Origin of the sequence: Streptomyces sp. NPDC008125 (assembly GCF_042957125.1) — a bacterium.
Taxonomy (GTDB): Bacteria; Actinomycetota; Actinomycetes; order Streptomycetales; family Streptomycetaceae; genus Streptomyces.
In genome coordinates this window covers 70,510-96,056 of record NZ_JBIBHR010000005.1, presented here as the reverse complement: position 1 = coordinate 96,056, position 25,547 = coordinate 70,510, and the positions used below count along the sequence as shown (strand labels likewise).

General features: G+C 70.3%; 18 protein-coding genes. 5 read left to right on the top strand and 13 right to left on the bottom strand.

The genetic code is table 11. The annotated features are described in order from the left end of the window. Nucleotides 1-858, top strand: coding sequence for a M12 family metallo-peptidase (locus ACFZAX_RS10500; RefSeq protein ID WP_390960634.1), 858 nt, complete (start codon nt 1-3; stop codon nt 856-858). Between the two features lie 236 nt (nt 859-1,094). Here the strand turns inward: ACFZAX_RS10500 and ACFZAX_RS10495 are convergent, their stop codons facing one another. The 3 genes from ACFZAX_RS10495 to ACFZAX_RS10485 all read right to left on the bottom strand — a co-directional run bounded on the left by ACFZAX_RS10495 (nt 1,095) and on the right by ACFZAX_RS10485 (nt 3,321). After that, on the bottom strand, nt 1,095-1,724 hold the full coding sequence (locus ACFZAX_RS10495) for a GNAT family N-acetyltransferase (RefSeq protein WP_390960633.1): 630 nt from the start codon (nt 1,722-1,724) through the stop codon (nt 1,095-1,097). Nucleotides 1,725-1,811: 87 nt separating this feature from the next. After that, nucleotides 1,812-2,771, bottom strand: a complete 960-nt coding sequence (locus tag ACFZAX_RS10490) for a YhjD/YihY/BrkB family envelope integrity protein (protein WP_390960632.1) — start codon at nt 2,769-2,771, stop codon at nt 1,812-1,814. 232 nt (nt 2,772-3,003) lie between these two features. Beyond that, a complete protein-coding gene (locus ACFZAX_RS10485) occupies nt 3,004-3,321 on the bottom strand; it encodes a cupin (protein WP_390960630.1) in 318 nt (105 codons plus the stop codon). A 97-nt stretch (nt 3,322-3,418) separates the two neighbouring features. Between ACFZAX_RS10485 and ACFZAX_RS10480 the strand changes: the two genes are divergently transcribed. After that, complete coding sequence (locus ACFZAX_RS10480; protein ID WP_390960629.1) at nt 3,419-4,039, top strand: L-threonylcarbamoyladenylate synthase; 621 nt, start codon at nt 3,419-3,421, stop codon at nt 4,037-4,039. Nucleotides 4,040-4,204: 165 nt separating this feature from the next. On the opposite strand, the gene ACFZAX_RS10475 is transcribed toward ACFZAX_RS10480, so the two are convergent. Both ACFZAX_RS10475 and ACFZAX_RS10470 read right to left on the bottom strand, forming a co-directional pair. Then, nucleotides 4,205-5,335: a 3-oxoacyl-[acyl-carrier-protein] synthase III C-terminal domain-containing protein gene (locus ACFZAX_RS10475; RefSeq protein WP_390960628.1), complete on the bottom strand. Its 1,131-nt coding sequence runs from the start codon at nt 5,333-5,335 to the stop codon at nt 4,205-4,207. 34 nt (nt 5,336-5,369) lie between these two features. Continuing rightward, nucleotides 5,370-6,575 carry a cytochrome P450 gene (locus ACFZAX_RS10470; protein WP_390960627.1) on the bottom strand — a complete coding sequence of 402 codons (1,206 nt, stop codon included), beginning with the start codon at nt 6,573-6,575 and terminating at the stop codon, nt 5,370-5,372. 182 nt (nt 6,576-6,757) lie between these two features. On the opposite strand from ACFZAX_RS10470, the gene ACFZAX_RS10465 reads away from it, so the two are divergent. Together ACFZAX_RS10465 and ACFZAX_RS10460 are read left to right on the top strand one after the other, a co-directional pair. Further along, on the top strand, nt 6,758-7,276 hold the full coding sequence (locus tag ACFZAX_RS10465) for a hypothetical protein (RefSeq protein ID WP_390960625.1): 519 nt from the start codon (nt 6,758-6,760) through the stop codon (nt 7,274-7,276). 334 nt (nt 7,277-7,610) lie between these two features. Further along, complete coding sequence (locus ACFZAX_RS10460) at nt 7,611-10,631, top strand: carbohydrate binding domain-containing protein (RefSeq protein ID WP_390960623.1); 3,021 nt, start codon at nt 7,611-7,613, stop codon at nt 10,629-10,631. An 84-nt stretch (nt 10,632-10,715) separates the two neighbouring features. Here ACFZAX_RS10460 and ACFZAX_RS10455 read toward each other — a convergent pair whose 3' ends face one another. From ACFZAX_RS10455 to ACFZAX_RS10420, 8 genes are all read right to left on the bottom strand, one after another. Beyond that, the gene (locus ACFZAX_RS10455) at nt 10,716-11,795 is read right to left on the bottom strand and encodes a galactose-1-epimerase (RefSeq protein WP_390960622.1); all 1,080 of its coding nucleotides are present in this window, start codon (nt 11,793-11,795) and stop codon (nt 10,716-10,718) included. A 188-nt stretch (nt 11,796-11,983) separates the two neighbouring features. Then, nucleotides 11,984-13,012: a substrate-binding domain-containing protein gene (locus tag ACFZAX_RS10450; RefSeq protein WP_390960620.1), complete on the bottom strand. Its 1,029-nt coding sequence runs from the start codon at nt 13,010-13,012 to the stop codon at nt 11,984-11,986. Nucleotides 13,013-13,053: 41 nt separating this feature from the next. Continuing rightward, entirely contained in the window at nt 13,054-14,124 is a 1,071-nt protein-coding gene (locus ACFZAX_RS10445; protein ID WP_390960619.1) for an ABC transporter permease, read from the bottom strand. Continuing rightward, nucleotides 14,121-15,095, bottom strand: a complete 975-nt coding sequence (locus tag ACFZAX_RS10440; RefSeq protein ID WP_390960618.1) for an ABC transporter permease — start codon at nt 15,093-15,095, stop codon at nt 14,121-14,123. Before ACFZAX_RS10440 ends, ACFZAX_RS10445 begins: the two co-directional genes overlap by 4 nt. Then, the gene (locus tag ACFZAX_RS10435) at nt 15,092-16,741 is read right to left on the bottom strand and encodes an ATP-binding cassette domain-containing protein (protein WP_390960616.1); all 1,650 of its coding nucleotides are present in this window, start codon (nt 16,739-16,741) and stop codon (nt 15,092-15,094) included. Before ACFZAX_RS10435 ends, ACFZAX_RS10440 begins: the two co-directional genes overlap by 4 nt. A 319-nt stretch (nt 16,742-17,060) precedes the next feature. Next, nucleotides 17,061-18,152 (bottom strand): substrate-binding domain-containing protein, encoded by a 1,092-nt coding sequence (locus tag ACFZAX_RS10430; RefSeq protein ID WP_390960615.1) that lies wholly within the window; start codon nt 18,150-18,152, stop codon nt 17,061-17,063. Between the two features lie 453 nt (nt 18,153-18,605). After that, a complete protein-coding gene (locus ACFZAX_RS10425; RefSeq protein ID WP_390960613.1) occupies nt 18,606-21,902 on the bottom strand; it encodes a LamG-like jellyroll fold domain-containing protein in 3,297 nt (1,098 codons plus the stop codon). A gap of 553 nt (nt 21,903-22,455) precedes the next feature. Beyond that, the gene (locus ACFZAX_RS10420; RefSeq protein WP_390960611.1) at nt 22,456-23,676 is read right to left on the bottom strand and encodes an MFS transporter; all 1,221 of its coding nucleotides are present in this window, start codon (nt 23,674-23,676) and stop codon (nt 22,456-22,458) included. 795 nt (nt 23,677-24,471) lie between these two features. Here ACFZAX_RS10420 and ACFZAX_RS10415 point away from each other — a divergent pair. Then, nucleotides 24,472-25,467: a polysaccharide deacetylase family protein gene (locus ACFZAX_RS10415; RefSeq protein ID WP_390960609.1), complete on the top strand. Its 996-nt coding sequence runs from the start codon at nt 24,472-24,474 to the stop codon at nt 25,465-25,467. Nucleotides 25,468-25,547 lie beyond the last annotated feature (80 nt).

Genomic DNA, 25,547 nt, shown 5'->3' with positions numbered 1-25,547 from the left:
ATGCCCACGACCGCTCTCAAGGCGGCCCTGGCCCTGCCCCTCCTCGCCGCCCTCGGCCTCGCGCCGTCGGCGCGCGGCACGGCCCCCGTGGCCGCGCCGGACAGCCCCCGCGAGGTGGCCGGCAGGCCGGCCGCGGCCTGCCCGGTGGTCGACGTACTCACCGTGTACACGCCGAAGGCAGCGGCGGCGGTGGGCGGTGTGCACCGGGTGCCGGTGTCGGCGCAGGAGATCGCCACACGGATGAACGAGTCCCTGCTCGCGAGCGGGGTCTGCGGCTCCATCCGGATCGTGCATCCGTACACGGCGAAGGGGTACGAGGGCTCCGACGAGTTCGACGCGGCGTACGAGGGGCTCCGCGAGGGCACCGACCCCGCCCTCGGGCCGCCCGCGCGACAGCGCCGGGACCGCTTCGGGGCGGACCTGGTGACCCTGGTGGTGGACGCGTCCGGGCGGGGCGGCGGCACCGGGGACTACACACCACGGCTCACCGCCGACTCGGACGCGTACGCCTACGCGGTCGTGGACGTCCAGGGCATTCCCCTCGACTCGGCGAGCCACGAGATCGGCCACAACCTGGGCCTGGCCCACGACCGTACGACGCTCGACGAGGGGTCCGAAGGGGCCATGGAGGTCAGCAGCACCCGCCCGTACAACACCGGCTGGGTCACCGAGGACCGCGCGTACTACACGATCATGGCCTACCGCTCGGCCTGCGGTGGGCACTGTCACCGCGTCAGCCGCTTCTCCAGCGCCCGGGGCACCTGGAAGGGCCGCCGCCTCGGGGACACGGCCAACGACAGCACCCGGGTGCTTCGGGAGACGATGCCGATCGTCGCCGGGTACCGCGCCGCCCCGTGAGCCGGCCGGCCACCACCTCGAAGACCTCCGGCCAGAAGCCCAAGATCTTCACGAGTCTTCTAGGGCGTGTGTCGAAAGTGGCGCCGTTCGCCCGGAGGGCGGGTCCGGCGACGTCCGGTGCGTGCGATCGCAAGGCGGAGGGTCGCCCCGATACTGGATGTATCGGGGTGATCCCGACAACGCGGCGAGCGTGCGTGCCGGGCGCCGTCGGACAGGCGGGACTTTCGATACACGCCCTAGAGACCGGCGCTGTCAGTGGTCCGGCCCAGGTAGGTCAGCGGCCCGGGGTCGGGCACGTCGATCTCGTGGAATCCGAGCCGGTCGTAGAAGATCCTGGCCGGCTTGTTCGCCGTCAGCATCGAGAGGTACACGTCGGTGATCCCCTTGGCCCGCAGCGCGTCGAGGAACGACCGCATCAGCTCCCGCCCGTGGCCCTTGCGCTGCCAGGACGGCAGCAGGTCGATGTGCAGATGCGCCGGGTACGCGGCGACGTGCGGGCCGAGCATGTGCTCGGGGCGGTGCAGGAGCGCGATCATCTCCTCGGTGGGCGTGCTGGGCGGCGCGTCGGAGGCCGGGAAGCGGCCGGCCACCAGCGGCAGCCAGCGCTCCCGGAAGGCTGCGGCGAAGGCCGTGGTGTCGGCCGTGCCCAGCACGTATCCGACCGCCCGGCCCGAACCGTCGTCCAGCACGAAAGCGAGGTCGGGTTCGAGGTAGGCGTACGGCGCGGCGAAGAGGCTGGGCATCAGCTCCGGATCGGCGTAGATGTGCCGGGAGTCTCCGCCGTTGTCGGCGGTCCGGACACAGATGTCGGCGAGCGCGGCACGGTCGCCGGGGCGGTAGGAGCGTACGTACGCGGGCTGTCCCATGGCCGGGAGCATGCCACCTTGGGAGCGCTCCCACAAGGTCCGTACGGCCATGCCCGACGGATCCGGCGGGCACCCTGCACCGCCTGGTCAGTCACCTCCCCCGGACCCCTCGTCGGCCTCCTCGCCGCCCCCTTGCCGCGGCACCGTGGGCCGTGGCCCCCGGGACTTCCGCTCCGCCGCCAGCTCGGCGTTGAACTGGGCTCCGGCGAGCAGGGCCAGGTTGGTGAACCAGACCCAGATGAGGAAGACGACGAGCCCCGCGAGGGAGCCGTACAACCGGCTGTAGGTGCCGACGTGCGTGGCGTAGAGCGCGAATCCCGCGGAGGCGACGAGCCAGAGCACGGCGGCGAGCACCCCGCCGGGCAGCCCTTGCCGCGTGCCGCGCACCGAGCGCGGTCCCGTCCGGAAGAGGACGGTGATGAGACAGGTGACCAGCACCAGCAGGACCGGCCATTTGAGGAACCACCACAGGGCCTGTCCCGCCTCCGCGAGCCCGAGCCGCCGGGCCGCCCAGCGGGCGAGCGGACCGGTGAGCACCAGCACGAACGCACTGGTCAGCATCAGAAGGAGCAGGCCGATGGCCGAGGCGACGATGGTGTGCGCGTTGCGCAGCGCCGGACGGGTGTCGCGCTCGTGGTGCATGGCGTGCAGGGCGCGGCGGAAGACCGCGAGATAGCTGGAGGCCGACCAGACGGCGCTGACGCTTCCGGTGGCGACCAGGACCCAGCCCGCGGCGCGCTGCTCGGTGGCGGCCATGAGCGGCTGGCGCAGCGCAGCGCCGGACTCCGCGGGGGCGAAGGCCGTGATGTCCGTGATCAGCGCGGCCGTGGCGTCGGGGCTGGCCAGGCCGATGACGGAGACGGTGACCAGCAGGGCGGGCAGCAGGGCGAGGATGGCGTAGTACGTCTGAGCGGCGGCCCAGTCGGATATGTCGTCGTTCCACAGCGAGACGGGGGTCCGTCGCAGCGCGGCGGACCAGGCGGCGACCCGGCCGGCCGGGTGGGCGTCGCCCGCCTCGCGGGCAGGGGCAACGGACTTGCGGAACACGCGTCGCTCCGGGGGACGTGGACGGGATGGGGCACGCGGGACGCCCGTGCTGGTCGCACGGTCACGCCGCCGGTGCCGTCCTTTGTCTCATGCCTCGGTTTCGCGGGAGTACACCGCCACCCCGGGAGCCCGGTTCCGGCCGCCGCCGGGGCCATTGCCCCCGGCTCGGGCGCGGCCGGTCCCGAGGGAGCGGCGGGGGCACGCCCGGCCGCCGGGCCCGCCGCCCGGGCCGTCAGTCGTTGACGGCCGTGAGAAGGACCACCGCGTCCTCCAGCGCCAGCAGCCCGTGCCGCTCCCTGGGGATCGGTCCCAGACCGCCGGCCGTCAGCTCCACGTCGCCGGAGGGCGCGGTGATGCGGACCGCGCCGCGGAGCACCAGCAGGGAGGCGGCGAGCGGCGCGTTGTGCTCGTCCAGCGCGGAGCCGGAGGTGAGGGCGATCACCGTCTGCCGCAGCGGGGGCTGCTGGAGCAGACGGTGCGCGCTGCGCCCGTGCGGGGAGCTGCGCGCCGCGGCGAGGTGCTCGTCCGCGAGGGCGTTGAGGTCGTTCATACCGCCACTCTGCCGCAGCACCCGGTGGGCCGCCGCCGGAGCGTGGCGTCGTACCGGCCTCACGGGGCGGCCCGGAAGCACCCCGTAGACTCGGCGGATGGCTAAGTATTTCGACGTGCATCCCGAGAACCCTCAGCGACGCACGATCAGCACGGTGGCCGATCTCATCCGTTCGGACGCCCTGGTCGCGTACCCCACGGATTCCTGCTACGCCCTCGGGTGCCGACTGGGCAGCCGGGAGGGGATCAACCGCATCCGGTCGATCCGGCGTCTCGACGACCGCCACCACTTCACCCTGGTGTGCGAGAACTTCGCCCAGCTGGGCCAGTTCGTCCAGATCGACAACGACGTCTTCCGCGCGATCAAGGCGGCGACGCCGGGCAGCTACACCTTCATCCTCCCCGCCACGAAGGAGGTGCCGCGCCAGCTGCTGCACCCGAAGAAGAAGACCGTGGGCGTCCGCATCCCCGATCATGCCGTGGTCCAGGCGCTGCTGGGCGAGTTGGGTGAGCCGCTGCTCTCCAGCACGCTGCTGCTGCCCGACGAGGAGGAGCCGCTGACCCAGGGGTGGGAGATCAAGGAGCGGCTCGACCACGAGGTGGACGCGGTGGTGGACTCCGGTGACTGCGGGACGGAACCGACCACGGTCATCGACTTCTCGGACGGCGAGGTCACGGTCGTGCGCAAGGGGGCGGGGGACACCACCCGCTTCGAGTGAGTGTCCCGCGTCGCCGCGTGGAAGCGGGGCCGTGCCGCCCGCGCCGTGGAGGTACCGCACGGGCTCGCGTGCGCGGCACGGTCCCGACACGCGTCCGGCTGGACGACGGGAACGGGGCACCGCCGACGCGGCGGCCTCGCTCCCCCGGACTCTCGGCGCGCCCGCTCAGCCGAGCAGCGCACCGTCCGGCGTGGGCAGCGCTCCGCCCGACGCCAGGTGTTCGTCCGCCCGGCCGAGTTCGTGGTCGGACCGGCGCACCCAGCGTCCGAGCGCGCACTCCGCCGTGATGCCGGGGCCGAATCCGGCGATGAGGCCCTGCGCGTCGTCGTCCGCGCCGCCGTCGTCGAAGAGCCGGGCCAGCGCGTCGAAGACCACCGAACTCGCGATGTTCCCCCGCTCGGTGAGAGTGGCCCTGCTGTAGCGGAACATCCCCGGCGGCAGCTGCAGGAAGTGGCAGAGGTCGTCGAGGATGCGCGGGCCGCCCGCGTGCACGATGAAGAAGTCCATGGCCTGCACCGACCATCCGTGCACATCGACCAGGTTCTGGAGCACGGGGGCGAGCATCTCCATCGTGCCGGGAACCCGCCGGTCGAGCAGGAAGTGGAATCCGGTGTCGCGGACCGCGTAGGAGATCCAGTCCTCGGTGTCGGGCACCAGGTGCGAGCCATTGCGTTCGAGTCGCATCCCGGCGCCGCCCTCGCCCCGGACGACGACTGCCGAGACGGCGTCACCGAACAGGCCGTTGGAGAGCAGGGATCCGACGCCGATGTCGGTGGGCTGGTAGCAGAGCGAGCAGAACTCGCAGGACACGATGAGGACGTTGGACCGCGGGTAGGCCCGGCAGAAGTCGTGGGCGCGGTTGATGGCCGCCCCGCCCGCGGCGCAGCCGAGCTGGGCGATCGGCAGTTGCCGGGTCTCCGGCCGGAAACCCATGGTGTTGATCAGCCAGGCGGTCAGCGACGGCATCATGAAGCCCGTGCAGGAGACATAGACGATGAGGTCGATCTCGGCCGCATCGGCCTCGGCGTACTCCAGTGCCCGGCCCACGACTTCGGGGACCCTCTTCTTGGCCTCGGCCTCGTACACCCTGTTGCGCACCTCGAAGCCGGGGTGGCGCAGCGTCTCCTCGATCGGCTGGACGAGGTGGCGGGTCTGCACACCGGTGTTCCGGATGAGCCGCAGGACCAGTTCGCGCTGGGGGTGGCCGTCGTGGGTCTCGCGGGCGAGGTCCAGGGTCTGCTGCATCGTGATGACGTGTTCGGGCACAGCGATGGCCGGGCGGCACAGGGTCGCCATGGGTTCTCCTCGTGTCTGGGAGTGGAGGCTCACGTCACCATGTGACGGGCAGGGCGAGCGGGTAGCGCCAGATCGACGTGGTGTTCCAGCGGATGTCCTCCGCCGGTGCGTCGAGGCGCAGGCGCGGGAACCGGCGGAGCAGGGACGAGAACGCGGTTTCCAGTTCCATCGTGGCGAGCGGGGCCCCCAGGCAGTGGTGGGCTCCCCAGCCGAAGGTCATGTGGGGGATCGACGGCCGGTCGGGGTCCAGGTCGTCGGGACGCTCGAACTTCTCGGCGTCGCGGTTGGCGGTCAGGTAGGAGACGTGCACCACGTCGCCGGCCGGGATGCTGACGCCGCCGAGTTCCACGTCGACCAGGGCGATGCGGGGGATGCCGACGCCCTTGCGGAACGGGATGTGGCGCAGGAGTTCCTCCAGAGTGCGGGGCAGGCGCTCCGGGGAGTCGCGCAGGGTCCGGGCGAGTTCGGGGCGGACGAGCAGCGAGTAGGCGATGTTGCCGAGCTGGTAGGTGGTGGTGTCCTGTCCGGTGATGAGCAGGACCATGGCCATGACGGTCAGCTCGTCGTCACCGAGGAGTTCGTCGCCGTCCCGCGCGGTGGCGAGGGTGGAGATGAGGTCCTCGCCGGGCGACCGGCGGCGGCGTGCGGTGAGTTCGCCGAAGTAGGCGCGCAGTTCCGCCTTGGCGCGGACGGCGTCCTCCTTGCCGGCCGCCCCGACGTTCATCATGGTGAGGGCGTGGGAGCGGAGCCAGGGCCGGTCCGGCTCGGGAATGCCGAGCACTTCGCAGATGGTCACGAGCGGCAGGGGCGCGGCGACCGCCGCCATGAAGTCGGCCGGGGTTCCGCCGTCTTCCATCGTGTCGAGCAGTCCGTCGACGATGCGCTGGGTGCCCACGCGCATGGCGTCGATGCGGCGGGTGGTGAAGCTCTTGGCCACCAGACTGCGGAGCCTGCTGCTGGCGGGCGGGTCCATGAGGTTGATGGCCTCGTCCTGGACGATGGGTTCGGGGGTCATCCGGGGGAAGTCCCGTCCCGTCACGGCGCTGCGGCTGAAGCGCCGGTCGGTGGTGACCGTCCGGACGTCGTCGTACCGGGTGACCAGCCAGGCGTCCCCTTCTCCGTACGGCATCCGGATGCGGGACACCGGTGCGGTGGTCAGCAACTCCTTGAGCTGGGGGTCGAACTCCAGCTGGTGCGCGAAGTCGAAGGGGCAGCTGCGTACGGTTTCCGTGTTCTCCACCGAGGTTCTCCCAGGGACCGGTCCTGCTGATGGAAGGTCAGGTCCGCCCCCGACCGGGACCGGACCCCGGCTATATTCCCCTTACCCTATGAAACATGTTAAACACGCTGTGTAGTCAGCCGATCAGGGGATGCGCTCGGGGCGCGCCTGCCCGAAGGGCGCACGGCCGGTGACCCACGCGCATGAATGTGCGCCCGCGCGCACGCCTCGCCGGCAGGGCCGGGCTACCTGGGCGTTCGCGCAGCGGAGCGCCCGCCCGGGCCTGGGGCTGCTGCTACCAGGCACCGCGGACGACCCGGCTGCGGGTCGAGGCGTGGGACCGGCTGACGGTGTCCGAGCAGGAGCGAGCCGTCGGCCGGAACGAGGTGGCGGGCGCTCCGCCGACCGGCACCGAGGAGACGGATTTTCCCGACTGCCGGTCGGACCCGGACGGCCGGAAGATCTCCTTCGACCCGCACATCCGCCGGGCGAACCCAAGGACGCCCGAGATGGCCGTCTCACTTCCGCCGCGCCGCAGTTCCCACGTCGACCGCGGCCCGGCGCCGGACGGCGCGCTCGGCATGGGGCTGAACCTCTGCCGCTACCAGCGGGACGTCGGGCGGCAGTTCGAGGCGGTGCGGCGGCGCGCCCGGACGGCGAGCCCCTCGCGGACTTCAGCGTCACCCGGGGCGGCGGCCACTTCTCCCTGCTGCCCGGCATGAAGGGCGCGAGCGACAGGCTCGGAGCAGGCTTGCTGGACGACTGAGGCTTCTGCGAAAGGAGTTGACGGGAACCCGGGAAGCACGACAGCGGACGGCACCCTCCCGGGTCCTTCCTTGTGAGAACTCTTTACGTGCCTGACACGCACGGGTAATTTCCTGCACGCAAGAGATTGCAGAAAGATTCTGACAGCCATTGCCGTCAGCATCCTTCCGCTCGCCCGAACCCCGAGGCGCGTCCGGGTTCTCCGGCGGGATCTCGGCCGATGCCCGTACCGGGCACCGGTGTTGTCGGCAGCCGCGGCCTCCCCCGCCACGGCCTCCCCCTGGAGACATGATGAAACGCTCCCCCCTGCGGCTGCTCGGACGGCCCGTGGCGGCGGCCGTCGCGGCGGCCGCACTGCTCGGCCTGCTTACCGCGATACCCGCGCCGGAGCAGCTGCCGTCCGCGACGCCGGTCGCCGCCACCGAGAACTCGGCGACCGTCTTCTACTGGACGAAGACGAAGAACTGGTCGGCGTACAAGCTCCATTGGGCACCGGACGGGGGTTCGTGGACCACCGTGCCCGGGACCGCGATGACCGCCGCCTGCACCGACTGGGTGAAGCTGACCGTCCCGCTCGGCAGCGCCGGCGGCCTGGCCGCCACCTTCAACAACGGCAGCGGCGTCTGGGACAACAACTCGGGCAACAACTACGCGCTGGGCACCGGCGACATCACCGTCAAGGACGGCGTGGTGGCCCACAGCGACCCGTGCGCGGACAGCGGTACGACTCCGAGCCCCTCCCCCACCGGGACGAACAGCGCGGAGGTCTACTACTCCACCGCGACGGTGGGCTGGACCACCACCAACCTCCACTACCAGCCGGTGGGCGGCGCGTGGACCACCGTACCCGGGGCGGGCATGGAAGCGGCCTGCACCGGATGGGTCCGGCGGACCGTGGACCTCGGTACGGCCACCGGGCTCAACGCCACGTTCAACAACGGCAACGGTGTGTGGGACAACAACAACGGGGCCGACTACGCCCTGAAGACCGGGCGCACCACCGTTCAGGATCACAAGGTCACCGCGAACGCGGCCGACCCGTGCGCCGCCGCGGTCCCGGACACCACGGCCCCGACGGCTCCGGCGAAGGCGGCGGCCGCCGCGGACGGCGTCTCGGTGGTCCTCACCTGGGAACCCTCCACGGACGAAACGAAGGTGATCAAGTATCAGGTGACCCGCACCGGCGGGACGAAGGGCACTCTGGTGGCGGACACCGGCTCCACGGTGTTCTCCGACACCGGGCTGGAGGAGCGGACCGCGTACAGCTACACCGTCAGGGCGGTGGACGCGGCCGGGAACGTCTCGACGGCCTCGGCGCCGGCGACCGCCACCACCGGCGACAGGCCGCCCGCCGCGGCCTCCGGGCAGCCGCTGGGCACCGATCCCCGCAAGGACCCGATCTACTTCGTTCTCACCGCCCGCTTCAACGACGGTGACAGCACGAACGACCGGGGCGGCAGCCAGGACGTGAAGTCCGGCAACGCGGCCAACAACGACCCCATGTTCCGGGGCGACTTCAAGGGCCTGGTCCAGAAGCTCGACTACATCAAGGGACTGGGTTTCTCGGCGGTGTGGATCACCCCCGTGGTGCTCAACCGATCGGACTACGACTACCACGGGTACCACGGGTACGACTTCTACAAGGTCGACCCGCGCCTGGAGTCCGCCGGAGCCTCGTACCAGGACCTCATCAACGCGGCGCACGCCAAGGGGATGAAGATCTACCAGGACGTCGTCTACAACCACTCCTCGCGGTGGGGCGCCAAGGGGCTGTTCACCCCGACGGTGTACGGCGTGCGGGACTCCCAGTGGAGCTGGTACTACGACGAGAAGAACGACGGCTTCGAGTACGACGGGCTGACGGTCGAGACGAAGTCCGGCAAGTCCTACTACAACGGCGACCTGTGGTCGACCGCCGAACCGGCGGGCAACACCTGCCTCAACTGGGGAAAGCCCACCGGGAGTACGTCCGCCGAGGGCTACAAGGTATACAACTGCCAGTGGCCGAACGCCACTTCCGGAATGTTTCCGACGGTGTACTACCACAACTGCTGGATCGGCAACTGGGAGGGCGAGGACTCGCGCAGCTGCTGGCTCCACGAAGACCTCGCGGACTTCAACACCGAGAGCGCCCCGGTGCAGAACTACCTGATCGGCGCCTACGACAAGTACATCGACATGGGCGTCGACGGCTTCCGGATCGACACCGCCGTGCACATCCCCCGCACCACCTGGAACCGCCGTTTCCTGCCGGCGATCCAGGAGCGTGTCACCTCGCGGTTCGGTGCCGAAGCCGCGAAGAACTTCTTCGTCTTCGGCGAGGTCGGCGCCTTCGTCAACGACAAGTGGAACCGCGGTTCGGTCAACCACTCCGCGCAGTTCTACACCTGGAAGGAGCGCAAGGACTACAGCGCGGACGACGCCGCCGCCTCCCTGGAGATGTACACCTACGAGGAGCAGCTGGGCACCGGACAGCAGCCGGTCTCCGACAACGCCTTCTTGAAGGGGAACGCCTACCACACCCCGGACCACAGCCAGTTCTCCGGGATGAACGTCATCGACATGCGGATGCACATGAACTTCGGCGACGCCAACAACGCCTACGGCAACGGCAAGGACTCCGACGACAGCTACAACGACGCCACCTACAACGTCGTCTACGTCGACAGCCACGACTACGGGCCGAACAAGAGCAGCGAGCGGTACGCGGGCGGTACGGACGCGTGGGCGGAGAACATGGCCCTGATGTGGACGTTCCGCGGCATCCCGACGCTGTACTACGGCTCCGAGGTCGAGTTCCAGGCGGGGAAGAAGATCGACTGCGGGCCCACCTGCCCGCTGGCGACCACCGGGCGGGCGTACTTCGGCGACCGTGTCGCCGGTGCCGTGACGGCCTCGGACTTCAGCAAGGTCTCCTCCGCGAGCGGCACGGTCGCGGACACCCTCGCGCAGCCGCTGGTCAAGCACGTACAGCGGCTCAACCAGATCCGACGGGCCGTCCCGGCGCTCCAGACGGGCCAGTACTCCACCGAGGGCATCAGCGGTTCGATGGCGTACAAGCGCCGGTACACCGACGCGGCGAGCGGGGTCGACTCCTTCGCCCTGGTGACCGTCACCGGAGGCGCTTCGTACACCGGGATCCCGAACGGCACCTACAAGGACGCGGTGACCGGGGACGTCCGGACGGTGTCCGACGGCACGCTCACGGTGGCCGCGCCGGGCAAGGGCAACCTCCGGGTGTACGTGCTCGACCTGGGCGGCAGGAACGCCGCTCCCGGGCAGGTGGGCACCGCCGGTCCGTACCTGAAGTAGGACGCCGGTGAGCGCCGGTGCGGGCCCGTCCGCGGGGCCCGCACCGGCGCTCTCGTGTGTGCGGGGTGCGGGGCGGCCAGGTGGTCAGCGGCCGGTGCTCAGGTGCGGGAAGCGCCATTCCGTGCGGGTGCGGAGCGTCTGGCCGGGGCGCAGGACCGTGGTGGGGTAGCCGGCGCGGTTCGGCGAGTCGGGCAGGTGCTGGGTCTCCAGGCAGACCGCGCCGTGGCGGTCGTGCACACGGTCCTCGCCGTCGGTGAAGGTACCGTCCAGCAGGTTGCCCGTGTAGACCTGGATGCCGGGTTCCGTGGTCCACACCTCCATCACGCGGGAGGCGTCGGGCGCGGTGAGCCGGGCGGCGCGGCGCAGCCCGCCGGCGCCGGAGGCCTCGTCGCGCAGGACCCAGCAGTGGTCGAACCCGCCGGCCGAGGCGAGCTGGTCGTGCGGAAGGGCGAGGCGCTCGCGCAGCACCTTGGGGGTGGTGAGGTCGAACGGGGTGCCGCGCACCTCGGCCGGGTCTCCCTCGGGAATGCCCTCGGGGTCCACGGGGAGGTAGTGGTCGGCGTCGACCTCCAGGGTGTGCCCGAGGATGTCGTCGTCGCCCAGGTTGAAGTAGGCGTGCTGGGTGAGGTTGACGACGGTCGCCCGGTCGGTGGTGGCGGTGCAGTCGAGCGAGAAGGTACCCGAGGCGTCGACGGCGTAGGTGGCGCGGACGTCGAGGGCGCCGGGGAAGCCCATGTCGCCGTCGGGGCTGTGCAGGCGCAGGTCGACGAAGGCGGTGTCGCCGTCCTCCCTGCCTGACGCCTCCCACATTCTGGTGTTGAAGCCTTCGGGTCCGCCGTGCAGCGCGTGGCCGCGGTCGTTGACGGGGATCTCGTGGGTGGTGCCGTCGAGTACGAACCTGCCGTGTGCGATGCGGTTGGCGTAACGGCCCACGAGCGCCCCGAAGTAGGGGTGGTCCTTCCCGTACTCGTTCATCGTCGGAAGAGACCTGACGATCTGTCGGCTCTCGCCGTGGGTGTCCGGCACGGTGAGACGGTGCAGGACGCCCCCGTAGGTGAGGACTTCGGCCCGCACTCCGGTGCCGGAATCCAGCGTCCAGAGGTCTGCTTCGGCGTTCCCGGGAGCGGAGCCGAAGGGGGTGCGGTGCGCGGTGGGGCGGGGCATCGGCGTTCCTTGGTGGAAGCGGCCGGCCGGTGCGGGTGGGCGCAGCGGTCGGCCGGAGGGACGGCGGCCGACGGCCGTCGTGGACGGGTGGGTGGCCGCGCGGCCCGGCGCAAGCCGGCAGGGCGGCCCGCGCCGCCGGGGCCCGGTGCCCCGGTGCGTGCCGGTGGAGCGCCCGGCCGGGCGGCCTTTCAGGCGGCCGGGCCGGGCGGCCGGGGTACCGTCGACTCGCGGACGACGAGCCGGTAGCCGGGGCGTGGACGCCGCGGTTCGGTCACCGGTTCGCCCGCGAGCCGCTCGACGAGGCTGTCGACGGCGAGGCGGGCGATGGCCTCCTTGTCGGGGGCGATGGTGGTGAGGGTGGTGGTGCCGTAGCTGCTTTCCTCGATGTCGTCGAAGCCGACGAAGGCGATGTCGTCCGGGACCGACAGCCCGCGCGCGGTGACGGTGCGCATGGCGCCGATCGCGATCAGGTCGTTGTAGGCGAAGACCGCGTCGGGCCGTTCGCCCCGGTCGAGCAGGGACGCCATCGCGATGGCCCCGTCCTCACGCCCGAATCCGTCCGTGACCACGACCAGGGCCTCGTCCGGTTCGATGCCGGCGGCCGTGAGTTCCTCGCGCCAGCCGCGCAAGCGGAGGTGCGCGGGCTGGCGTTCGCGGCCGGTCCGGGATCCGAGGAAGGCGATCCTGCTGCGTCCGTGATCGAGGAGATGGCGTACCGCGGTGCGGGCGGCGGCGACGTTGTCGATCGCGATGTGGTCGTAGGGCGCTTCGTACTCCCGCTCCCCCAGCAGGACCAGGGGGGCGGTCTCCTCGCGTGCCATCAGGTCCTCGGTCTCCAGATGGATCGGGCTCATGATGAGCCCGTCGATCACGTGCGACCTGAACCCTTGGCTGACCAGCAGTTCCTTCTCGCGGAGCCCTGCCGTGTGGTCGACCAGCACGGTGTAGTCGTGCCGGGCGGCGGCGTCGACGACGGCTCCGGCCAGTTCGGCGAAGTACGGGTTGCCGAACTCGGGGACCGCCAGCGCGATGATGCCCGTACGGCCCTTGCGCAGGTGGCGGGCGGTGAGGTTCGGCCGGTAGCCGAGTTCATCGATCGCCTGCTGCACTTTGGCCCGCATCTTCGGGGTGACGTGCTGGTAGTTGTTGACCACGTTGGACACGGTCTTGATCGACACGCCCGCCCGCTGCGCGACGTCCTTGAGGCTGACGCCCACGGCACTCCTTCACTCGGTTCGGCTATGGGAAACGGCTCCGCTCACGTGGTTCTGCGGTTGCGCGCCAGATAGCGCTGCGCCACCACGACAACGATAAGGAAGCCGCCGCTGACCACCGACTGGTAGGAGGAGTTGAGGGTACCGATCTGGTTGATCAGGTTCTGGATGACGGCGAGCAGCAGCACGCCCCAGAGGGTTCCGCTGATCGATCCGGCGCCGCCGACCAGCAGCGTTCCCCCGATGACGACGGCGGAGATCGCGTCGAGCTCCATGCCCACGCCGACGATGGTGACGCCGGAGGTGAGCCGTGCCGCGTTCAGCGCGCCGGCGAGGCCGGCGAGCAGACCGCTCAGCGTGTAGACGAGGATCTTCGTCCGGGCGACGGGGAGGCCCATCAGGGTCGCGGCGTCGCTGCTGCCGCCCACGGCGAAGATCGACTGTCCGAACGAGGTCCGCTGGAGCACGAGTCCGCCGATCCCGAAGAGCACGAGGGCGATCAGGAGCGGGTACCCGAATCCCCAGACCGCGCCCTGTCCCAGGTCGGCGAAGGCCGAGTCCTTGGGTACGAGGTAGGTGGTACCGCCCTCGTCGGTGAGGGAGAGCAGCAGACCGCGGGCGCCGAGCAGGGTGGCGAGGGTGACGATGAAGGGGGCCATGCCCGCGCGGGCGATGAGGAACCCGTTGAGCAGGCCGATCGCGGAGCAGACCACGAGCGGTACGAGCAGGGCGGGCAGGAAGCCGTACTGCGATGCCCAGGCGGCGAGGACACCGCCGAGGGCGAAGACGGAGCCGACCGAAAGGTCGATGCCGCCGGTGATGATGACCATGGTCATGCCGAGGGCGACCACGGCGAGGAAGGACGCCTGCACGGTGACGCCGCGGGCGTTGTCCAGGCTGTGGAACGTCGGATAGATGACGGAAGCGACGACGATCACCGCGACCAGCACGGCGAGGACGCCCTGGCGCTGGAGGATGTCGAGGACGCGCTGTCCCGCGGTGGGGCCGGTGGAGCCGGCACCGTCCCGGGGACGGGGCTCGGGCGCCTTGGCCGGAGCGGGGGTCGCTTGCGGGGCCGTGGTCCGGGCCACCGGGGCGGAGGAGGTTTCGTTCATCGGGACCGGCGCTCCCGGGCGACGTAGACGGCGGCGATGATGATGGCAGCCTGGGCGATCTGGGCGGTGGAGTCGGGCAGGTCGTGCTTGACGAGGGTGGCGCGCAGGAGCTGCATCAGCAGGGCTCCGGCGACGGTGCCGAGCACGCGGACGGAACCGCCGGTGAGCGGGGTTCCACCGACCACGACGGCGGTGATGGCGGAGAGCTCCATCAGAGTGCCGAGCGAGGACGGGTCGCTGGCGGTGAGCCGGGCCGTGGCGAGCACGCCGGCCAGCGCGGCCAGCACGCCGCAGAGCACGTAGACGCCGATGAGGACGCGCTTGACGGGCAGTCCGGCGAGTCCGGCGGCGGCGCGGTTGCCGCCGACGGCGACGATCTGACGGCCGAAGGTGGTGCGCCGGACCAGGAAGGCCACGGCGACGGCGAGGACGCCGGCGATGAGCACGACCAGCGGGATGCCGAGGAAGGAGTCGGTGCCGAGCGCGAGCAGGTCGGGGTTCTCGATCTGCTTGAGCTGGCCGTCCGCCATCACCAGGGCGAGGCCGCGGCCGCCCACGAAGAGCGCGAGGGTGGCGACGATGGGCTGGAGCCCGACGAGGGAGACGAGCGATCCGTTGACCGCTCCGACGACGGCTCCGGCGAGCAGGGCGATGCCGAGCGCCGGTACCAGGCCGTACCCCAGGTAGAGCGGGAGGAGGGCCGCGGCCACCGCCATGGTGGAGCCGACGGAGAGGTCGACGCCCTCGGTGCCGATGACCAGGGCCATGCCCAGGGCGACGATGACGATCGGGGCGACCTGGACGAGCTGCGTACGCAGGTTGTCGGTCGTCATGAAGTGGTCGGTGAAGAGCGCGTTGAAGAGCAGCAGCACGGCGACGGCCGCGTAGACGCCGTACTCCTGCCACCACGCGGGAGTGCGCAGCCGGGCCAGCGGGTTCGCTGCGGGCGGGGCCAGGGTGGCCTGGGTCATCGGGGTTCCTCCTGTGCGACCGGGGTCTTCTCCGGCGTGGCCGGCGCGTTCGTGGGCGACGCGTCCGGGGCGTGGTCGGCGAGCACTTCGAGCAGCCGGCTCTCGGCCACCTCGTCGCCGGCGAGCTCGCCCGCCACGGCTCCGCCGCGCAGGACGACGATGCGGTCGGCGCCCTCGATGAGCTCCTCGATGTCGGAGGAGATGAGCAGCACCGCCAGGCCCTCCCCCGCGAGTTCGTCGATGAGACTCTGGACCTCGGCCTTGGCGCCGACGTCGATGCCGCGGGTGGGCTCGTCGAGCAGCAGGACCTTGGGCTCCAGGCAGAGCCAGCGGGCGATCAGCACCTTCTGCTGGTTGCCGCCGGAGAGTTCGCCGACCTTCTGCTCGGGGCTGGAGCACTTGATGCGCAGGCGCTTCATGAAGATCTCGACGACCCGGTCCTGCTTGGCGCGGGAGACGACTCCGGCCCGGGAGAGGCGGGGCATCGCGGCGAGCACGATGTTCTCGCGCACCGACAGACCGGGGATGATGCCCTCGGCCTTGCGGTCCTCGGGGAGGAGGCTGATCCCGGCCTTGATGGCGGCGGCCGGGGTGAGCCGGCCGAGGCTCCTGCCGTCGACGGCGATGTTCCCCGCGTCGACCGGCAGTGCGCCGGAGAGGGCCTTCGCCGTCTCGCTGCGGCCGGAGCCGAGGAGCCCGCCGAGTCCGAGCACCTCTCCCCCGTAGAGCTCCAGGGAGATGTCGTGGAGATGGTGGCGGCTGGAGACACCGGACGCGGTGAGGACCGGCGTACGGGTGGCGTCGTGACCGCCCTCGGTGAAGTTGGTGAGGCCCGACCGCTTGACCTCGGCCATGTCACGGCCGAGCATCATCGACACGAGCTGCATCCGGTTCAGGTCGGCGAGGTCGCCGGTGTGGATGTGACGGCCGTCGCGCAGCACGGTGACCCGGTCGCAGATCCGGTAGAGCTCGTCCATGCGGTGGCTGACGTAGAGGACGGCGATGCCGCGCTCACGGAGGTTGGCGATGACCCGGAAGAGCGTCTCGACCTCGCGGGGCTCCAGCGAGGACGTGGGCTCGTCCATGATGACGACCTGGGCGTTGACCGAGACGGCACGCGCGAGCGCGACCATCTGCTGGGTGCCGATGCCGAGGGTGTTCAGCGGACGCTTGGGGTCGACGCGGACGCCGAAGCCGTCGAGCAGCTCGGTCGTCTCGCGGTGCATCCGGCCGAAGTCGATCATTCCGACGCGGTTCTTGGGCTCGCGTCCGAGGAAGATGTTCCGCGCCACGCTCATCAGCGGGACGAGGTTCACCTCCTGGTAGATGGTGGAGATGCCGGCCTGCTGTGCCTCGAAGGGCCGGGCGAAGCGGACGGCCGCGCCGTTCATCCGGAGTTCGCCGCCGTCGGGCCGGTAGACCCCTGTGAGCACCTTGATGAGGGTGGACTTGCCGGCGCCGTTCTCACCGACCAGGGCGTGGGTCTCCCCCGCCCGCAGGGAGAACGACACGTCGTCCAGGGCGACGACGCCGGGGAACCGCTTGCTGACGCCGCGGGCTTCGAGGACCGAGCCGGTTTCCTGGGCGGGGCCCGGGACGGACGCTGCGGGCTCGGGCGGCTGGGTTACTGCTTCGGGTGGTGCCATGAATCCTGGCCTTCCAAGTTCCAAGGTGCCGAAAGGGCGGGTACGGGGACGGGGGCCCCGGTACTGGTGGGCGACGGACATCCCGGCCGCCGTGGCGTGGTTCGCGCCACGGCGGCCGCGGGAGGGCCTCAGGCCACGTCCGGCGAGTCACGGCCGGTCAGGGCGCGGCGTCCGGTGCGGTGCGTCGCAGGGCGCTGGAACCTCCTCGTCGCGGAGCGATTCGGGCGTTCCGGCAACCCGGCGGGGCGCCGTTTGCTGGTCGCCGGGCCCCTGGCCAAGGCTCGGCGGACACCGCCTGACCGTCCGCCGGGACGACGGATCAGTACGCGCCGCCGACCGACGCCTTGGCGTTGGTCTCGTCGTACGCGCGGTCCGAGATGATGACGTTCTCGGGGATCTCCTCGCCGCCGTAGAGCTTCTGCGCGGTCTGGAACGCCAGCGGGCCGAAGCGCGGGTTGGACTCGATCACGGCGTTGTAGTCGCCGTTCACGACGGCCTGCACGGCGTTGCGGGTGCCGTCGACCGACACGATCTTGACGTCCTTGCCCGGCTTCTTGCCGGCGGCCTTGAGCGCGGTGACGGCGCCGAGGCCCATCTCGTCGTTCTCGGCGTAGACGGCGGTGATCTCGGGCTTCGACTGGATCAGCTGCTCCATGACCTGCTGGCCCTTGTCACGGGCGAACTCGCCGGTCTGCTGGGCCACGATCTCGAGACCCGGAGCCTTCGCCGCGAGCTCGTCCACGAACCCCTTGGTGCGGTCGGTGGTGACGTTGTTGCCGGAGGCGCCGAGGAGGATAGCGACCTTGCCCTTGCCGCCGGTCGTCTTGATCATCGCGTCGGCGGCGCGCTTGCCCTGCTCCACGAAGTCCGAGCCGAGGAAGGCCACGTAGTCCTTGCAGGCGGTGGCGTTGAGCTTGCGGTCGACGGTGAGGACCGGGACCTTCTTGGCCGCGGCCGCCTTCAACGCGGGTTCCAGGCCGTCGGAGTTGAGCGGGGCGACGATGAGGAACTGCGCGCCCTGGGAGAGCATGTCCTGGATGTCGCTGATCTGCTTCGACAGCTGCGACTGGGCGTTGGTGGTGAGCAGCTTCTTGACGCCGATCTTGGCCGCCTCGTCCTTGATGGACTGGGTCTCGGCGATACGGAACGGGTTGGCCTCCTTCTCCGACTGGGAGAAGCCGACGATCGCGTTCTTGAGGTCGAGCTTGGGCGCACCGTAGGTCTGGAGGGAGCAGCCGGAGCCGGAGCTGCCGGCGGGGGCCGTGGTGGCCTCCTGGGCGGCCTGGCCCGCGTCGGAGGAGGAGGCGGTGTCGTTGGTCTCCGACTTCGAGCAGCCGGCCGCGGTGAGCATTGCGGTGGCGGCGAGCACGCAGGCCGCGGCGAGGGTACGGGATCGGCGCTGGATCATCATGCGCGGGACGCTCCTTGGGCGGGATGACGGCACGCGGAACCACGTGCGGTCGGGCTGTTTCTGAGGAAGCATCAGCTCATGCGGGGCTGATGCCGGTTGCCTGTCCTCGACGTGTTCCGTGGGTACGGAACCGGGGCCGGGAGGGGCGGCGCGGCCTGTCGGCGGCTCGGTTTACAACGTTATATATGCGGCTTCGGCGCGACGGCAAGAGCACGACGGATGCGTTTCCAAAATGTGTCGTGGGGCGAGGGACGGGGCCTTTGCCCGGCTCGCACGCGCCCGCGCACCGCTGCGGTACGCGGGCGCGCGACAGCACCGCCGCGGCCCACTGAGGGGTCAACACCGGTGGTGGAACGTGAGGTTGAAGTGGGCGGGACGAGCACACGGGAGTGGTCGGTACCGCCGGCAAAGTGGCCCGCCGGCGCCATGGACGCACCGGCGGACCACCGTGGATCAGGCCTTCGGAGCGTGAGCGGTGTACAGCGCGCTCACGTCGGCGGCGCCGAGCGCCTTGTCGAAGACCTGGACCTGGTCGACCGAACCGTTCCAGAAGTCGGTCGGGTTTCCGTTCCACTTGGCACGGCCCAGGGAGAGCGGACCGGTGCTCACGTCACCGGCACCGCCGGCCGGGGCGCTCGCGGCGAGCTTGCCGTCCAGGTAGATCGAGATGGTGTCGCCCTGGCGCACGCCCACGAGGTGGTACCACTTGCCCAGTTCGGGAGTGGCCACCGCGCGGGCACGGTTGCCGCCCGGCAGGGAGAAGGCGAACGCGCCCTGTCCGTACTGGAGATAGAACGGGTTCTCGGTGCGTCGGCCGTCCTGGCTGACCGCCGAGGCGTAGTTGCTGGGCAGCTGGTCCAGCGTGACCCACGCGGAGACCGAATAGTCCTTCGTGGTGTCCACGACCGGACCGGTGGTCTGCGCGTACTGGGCGTCGCCCGAGAACTTCAGCGCGGAGCCCGAGACACCCTGCGTCCACGAGGCGCCACCGGTCAGGGTGAGCGAAGCGTGGTTCGGGCCACTGTCGGCGGCCTTGGTGCCCTTGTTCTCGTCCAGGCTCCAGGCTGCTCCGCCCTTCACCTCGTCACGCTTCCCGGCCGCGGCACCGGCTGCGATGACCTTCTCGTTGATCGCACGCACCGCCGCGATGTCGACCTTGGCCTCACGACGGTCGTACGTCCAGAGACCGTTCAGCTCGTGCTCCAGGTCGGTGACCTGGGTGTACACGGAGCCGGAGAGCTCGGCGCCGGCCGCTTCGAGGTAGTACTTCTCGGTGTTCTCGACGTACTTGGCGGTGAGCGCGGCCTTGTCGCCGACCCCGCTGTAGATCACGGTCGGGGTGCCCGGCCACATGTGTCCGGGAGAGCGCAGCGTGAAGCCGCCGTGCTCGCCGTCCATCGCCGCCCGGGTGGCGTCCGGGAAGGCGGGGTCGGTGTTGCCGTAGTCGTGGTGGTCGATGATGTCGCCGGCGCCCGAGTCACCCTTCGAGTTGCAGCAGTTCACGCCACTGTGGGCGTTCACGACGCGCGAGGGGTCGGCGGCCTTGACGGCCTCGGTGAGCTTGCCGGTCGCGGTGCGGTCCCACTCGCCCCAGCCCTCGTTGAAGACGATCCAGCCACCGATGGAGGGGTAGTTGTGCAGCTGCTTCATCTCCTCCTGGGCCTGGGAGACGAAGGCCTGCCGGCCGGCTTCGTTGTTGATGCCGGCGGAGACGAAGTCCTGCCAGACGAGGAGTCCGAGCTGGTCGGCGTGGTAGTACCAGCGGGGCGACTCGACCTTGATGTGCTTGCGCACGGCGTTGAAGCCGAGGTCCTTCTGCGCCTTCAGGTCGAAGACGAGGGCGTCGTCGCTGGGCTGGGTGTAGAGACCGTCGGGGTAGAAGCCCTGGTCCAGCTGGGCGAGCGAGAAGAACGGCTTCCCGTTGAGGGTGAGCTTCTGGTAGCCGCCCACCTTCTCGACCTTGAGCGAGCGCATACCGAAGTAGCTGCCCACCTTGTCGGTGGCACGGCCGTCGGTCAGCGTGACGTCGAGGTCGTAGAGGTACGGGTCGTCGGGCGACCAGAGGTGCTCCTTGGCCACCGGCAGGCTGAGCTCACGGTTGGCGGGACCGGAGACGGTACCGACGACCTTGCCCTTCTTGTCCCGGGCGACGGCCGTGATGCGGGCGCCGGCGGAAGCGTCGTCGGAGTTGACGGTGACGGCGAGCCGGCCCTTGTCGATGTCCGGGGTGGTGGTCAGCGAGTCGATGGAGGCGGTGGAGACCGGCTCCATCCAGACGGTCTGCCAGATGCCGGAGGTGGCGGTGTACTCGATGCCGCCGGGGTTGGAGGACTGCTTGCCCTTGGGCTGGTTGTCCCCGGTGGTGTCGGTGACGGCGACCACGATCTCCTGCTGACCGGTGCCCTTGAGGGCGTCGGTGATGTCAGCGTCGAAGGCGGTGTAGCCGCCGGTGTGCTCGGCGACCTTCTTGCCGTTGACGAAGACGGTCGCGTTGTAGTCGACCGCGCCGAAGTTGAGCTTCAGCCGCTTGTCCTTGCCGGACTTGCCCACCTTCCAGTTCTTGGGAACCGTCACGAGCTTGCGGTAGAACATGTGGTCCTCGTGGCGCTCCAGACCGGAGAGCTGGGACTCCACCGCGAAAGGCACGGTGATCTTCTCGCCGAGCTTCTTGCCGAAGACGGGCTGCTCGCCCGCGGCGGCACCGGCGAACTCCCAGGTGCCGTTGAGGTTCTTCCACTGGGAGCGGACCTGCTGCGGCCGGGGGTACTCGGGCAGCGGGTTGTTGCGGTCGAGCTTGTCGCCCCAGACCGTGGTGAGGCGCTCGGTCGACAGGTTCCTGGCGCTGCGGCTGATGTCGGGGACGGTCTCGCCGCCCACCGTGAGCCCACCCTCGGCGCCGTAGGTGACCTTGACCTGCTGGCCCTTCTGGATGGCCTCGGACAGGGTCACGATGAGCGAATTGCCCTTGCCCGACGTCTTGACGACGGACTTGATCGGCATCGGCGTGGTGTCCGCCTCGATGACGAGGTGGTCCTTCACGGCGGCCAGGTTGCCGACCTTGTCGTCGAACGTGGCCTGGAGGCGCTTGCCGTCCTCGGCGACGGTCAGGGCGACCGGGTAGACCTCGTAGTCCGCGGGCGGGGTGAACGCCGACTCGGGGATGATCTGCTTGGCGAGCGCCGGGCTCGACCAGCGCAGGAACATGTTGGCGCCACCGATGTCCTGGAACATCTCCAGCTTGAAGTCGTGCTGCACGCCCGCGACCAGGTGAACCGGCTTGCTCGTCTGCTCGACGTCCCAGTCGCCCACCCAGTGGTCGATGACCGGAACGCCGTCGATCAGCAGCCGGAAGCCGTTGTCGCCGCTCGCCGAGAAGGTGTAGTCACCGGTCGCCGGGGCCTGGATCTGGCCAGTCCAACGCGCGGTGGTGTTCTCGGTCTGACCCGTGGCCGACTGGAAAGCACCCGTGAGATCCCCGAAGTTGACCTCCGGGTCCAGGGCGGTGGCACCGAGCTTGGCGAAGTCCCGTGCCCCGGGGGCGGACATCGCGTAGTACTCACCCTTGAGCCCGTGGACCAGAGTGGCCGGGTTCTCGGATACGAACGCCGGCGCCGTGGCACCGGACGACGAGTGGGCGGCAGGTGCCGCGGCAGCCGCCGGAACCATGGTGATGCCGAGGGGCATCGCCAGGGCCGCCGTACAGGCGAGCGTCGTCAAAGCCGCACGTCGGCGCGGTAGTTGTCGTCTCATGGCATCGTCCTCACGAAGGAGCTGAGTGCCTCGAACGAGCGAGGCACAGCACATGGTCGATCATTGAGCCACAGCCCCCAGCCCTGTCACAACGGTCGTGCACAGAAAATTTTCAACGATAGAAATTTGTGACCCGAGGGCGTACCGTTCACACGACGGAAACGGGCCCAACAGACCGGTGACACGCTGGGGCGTTGCACGGGGCACGCGGCCGAGGAGGTTTCGCCTCCGCCTCACCGCCGCCCGGACGCCCCATCTCCTCCTCGCGGACACGGCCCGCAAGGAGCTTTTGAGCCAATCCCCTCACCTGGGGTCGCCCGGCGATCCGGCCCGACCGGGCTGCGATCCGGCCCGACCGGGGGCGACCCAAAGGCGGCCCGACGTTCGGCGGATGAGGAGTACCGGACCGAATACCGGCGATGGGCCGGCACTCCTTCCAACTCCCCGGGCTGCCCCGCGGAACACGACCTTTCCGCCCCGGACGCTGTCGAGGAGCCACGAGACGTGGCGGGCGTATCCGGGCGCGCCCGCCACTCGCACCGCCGGGGGAACCCTATGCGTTCGCCGCCTGGACGCGGACGGCTCGGGCGCGGACCACGAAGGGCCGGGAGAGGACGGTGATGGCGATGGAGGCGGCGGCCATGCAGGCGAAGGCCGTGCCGGCGGTGAAGTGCTGGGCGATGCCACCGGCGATCGCGGCTCCGATACCCTGCCACGTCATCCGGCCGGCAGACTCGACCCCCTGGACCTGGCCGCGGACCGGATCGGGGGTCAGCTCCAGAAGCTGCTCCTGGAGCGGCAGGGTGGCAGCAAAGCCGGCGCCGGCGGCGAACACCGCGGCGGTCGCCGCCAGCACGGGCGGGTGGACGGCGAACAGGAGGTAGGGGGCAGCGAGCAGTAGTCGCAGGGCGAATGCGCAGCGGCGTCGCCGTTCGGCGGTGAACAGCCGCCCGATCGCAAGGTCACCGAGGAGCATGCCTGCCGATCCGGCGGCAAGGAAAACGCCGGCGTGATGGGGGGCGTAGGAGATGAACAGGGCCTCGCAGCCGACGATCAGGCCATTGGGGATCCACAGGTTCAGCAGGAGCGCGCGTTGCCCGGAGCGGGAGAAGAGCTCGATGTTCGTCGTCCAGGTCTGACGCAGTCCAGGGCGACGGGTCGGACGGATCGAGCGTTCCCGGACCGTCACCGCCACGATGATCGATGCACCGCCGGTCAGGGCTGCCGCGATGGCGAAGACCTCCTGCGGGCTCAGGTACTGCAGCAGTACGGCGCCGATGGCGTAGCCGAGCACGGCCATGCCTCCCGAGGTGATGTTCATCAGCGAACGTGCCAGTGCGTAGGCGGAGGTCGGCACCACCTCGGCGAGCAGCCCCATCCGTGCCCCGGTTCCCAGCGACTGGAAGAAGCCCAGTACCAGGAGCAGACCGAACCGGGCGGCAAGCGGCAGCCCTGGAACCGCCTGCGCGGCATTACCCACGAGCGCGACACACTCGAGCGCGACGAGGGTCCGGCGGGGACGGCTTCCGTCCGCGACCGACATCAGCGTCAGCGCACCGAACACCGTGGCGAAGGTGGCGCCGTACATGCTTACAGCGGTCAGGAACGGGGACTTGGTCTGCTGGTCGACCAGCGTGCCGAGCGCGAAGCCCGACAAGGTGCTCGCGGCGGCCGTGAGGGTGAGGCTGGCGTACAGGCCGACGAATTCACGGTTGCGGAGCAGGTGGCGGTAGGTGCTGGGCGGTTTGCCGGAGGCAGATGTGTCAGAAGGCATGAAAAAAGCCTTCGCGTGCACCCAAGCCGGGGGCACCGAAGGCTGACTCGTGGATTGTAGCAAGCGCCCCGTTCCCGAGGTCCACCTGCGGGCGAGGGCGTTGGGGCGGACGCACTGCAGACCCCCGGTAGGCGACGGGGCGCTGTCCGGGCACGACCACGGGCCCGTCGGCAGCTGACGTTCCGTCAACCCTGGTCAGTCGACGAAGGCTTGGCGCCGCTCATCCTCCGACGCTCATCGCCCCTCGCCCCCTGGCCCGCCCCCTACTGGTCTCCGGCCCGCAAGAGGGGCCGCGAGTCGGCCGGCACCGGACGGGGGACGCCTGCCGTGCGGCCGACCGGCCTGGAGCCCGCCACCGGAGCACACGCAGGCACGGATCGGCCACGCCACGGCTCCGCCCCGGGGCCGACGGGAGCGTGCCGCCAACCGCCAACTCGGCGCGGGTGTCGGCAAGATGCTTTCGAAACTTTCGGCCGCAGCAGGCCCACACCGACGCACCCCCGTCCACTTCTCCACACGCCTCAGAAGAGCTGCGGCCGACACACGCCCATGAACTGCTGACCTTCCCGACACCCGTCGGAAAAACTACTTCGAAGCTTTCGCTGTCGCGACCGAAACCATTGACAGCCCATGGAGGCACGTCAACACTGATCGCCGACCCGGAACCCCTGACGCGTCGACCCGGCCTCCGTACTCGAACTCCGAATCACAGGACCGGACTTGACGAGTCCCACCGCACTGCGGGAACGCCGGCCGACACGGTCCGGCCGCAGTCGCCTTCCCTAGGAGGAACACATGCGAACACCTTCGGTCTTCTCGCCGCGGTCCCTGGCCGCCGGCCTCGCGGCGATCATGACGACGGTGACCACCGTCGCCGCCCTCACGACAGTCGCCTCCCCGTCGTACGCCGCCACGTGCAACGGCTACGTCGGGCTCACCTTCGACGACGGCCCCTCGAACGACCACACTCCCGCCGTGCTCAACGCCCTCAAGCAGAACGGGTTGCGGGCGACCATGTTCAACGAGGGCCAGTTCGCGGCCTCCTACCCGGCCCAGGTGAAGGCGGAGGTCGACGCCGGCATGTGGGTCGGCAATCACAGCTACACCCACCCGCACCTGATCCAGCAGAGCCAGGCGCAGATGGACTCGGAGGTATCCCGGACCCAGCAGGCCATCGCGGCGGCGGGCGGCGGAACACCGAAACTCTTTCGACCTCCGTACGGTGAGACCAATGCGACGCTGCAGGCCGTCGAGGCCAAGTACGGTCTGACGCAGGTGATCTGGGACGTCGATTCGCAGGACTGGAACGGCGCGAGCACCGACGCGGTCGTCCAGGCCGCCGGGCGACTCACCAACGGCCAGGTCATCCTCATGCACGAGTGGCCCGCCGCCACCCTGGCGGCGATCCCGCGCATCGCCCAGGGGCTGGCGGCCCGCGGACTGTGCGCGGGGATGATCTCGCCGCAGACCGGACGCGCCGTCGCCCCTGACGGAGGCAGCACGGGCGGCGGGGGCGGCACCGGCGGCGGCTGCTCCGCGACCCTGTCCGCGGGCCAGCAGTGGAGCGACCGCTACAACCTCAACGTCTCGGTCACCGGTTCCGCCAACTGGACCGTCACCATGAACGTCCCCTCCCCCGAGAAGATCATCGCGACGTGGAACATCGCCGCGGCCTACCCCAGCGCCCAGGTACTGACCGCCAAGCCCAACGGCAGCGGCAACAACTGGGGAGTGACGATCCAGACCAACGGCGCCACGACCTGGCCGACGGTCTCCTGCAGCGCGGGCTGACCCTCGGGGCCGACGAGAAGCCGCCTCGGCCCGGAACGACGAAGGCGGGTACCGGACCGCCGTCCGGCACCCGCCTCGCC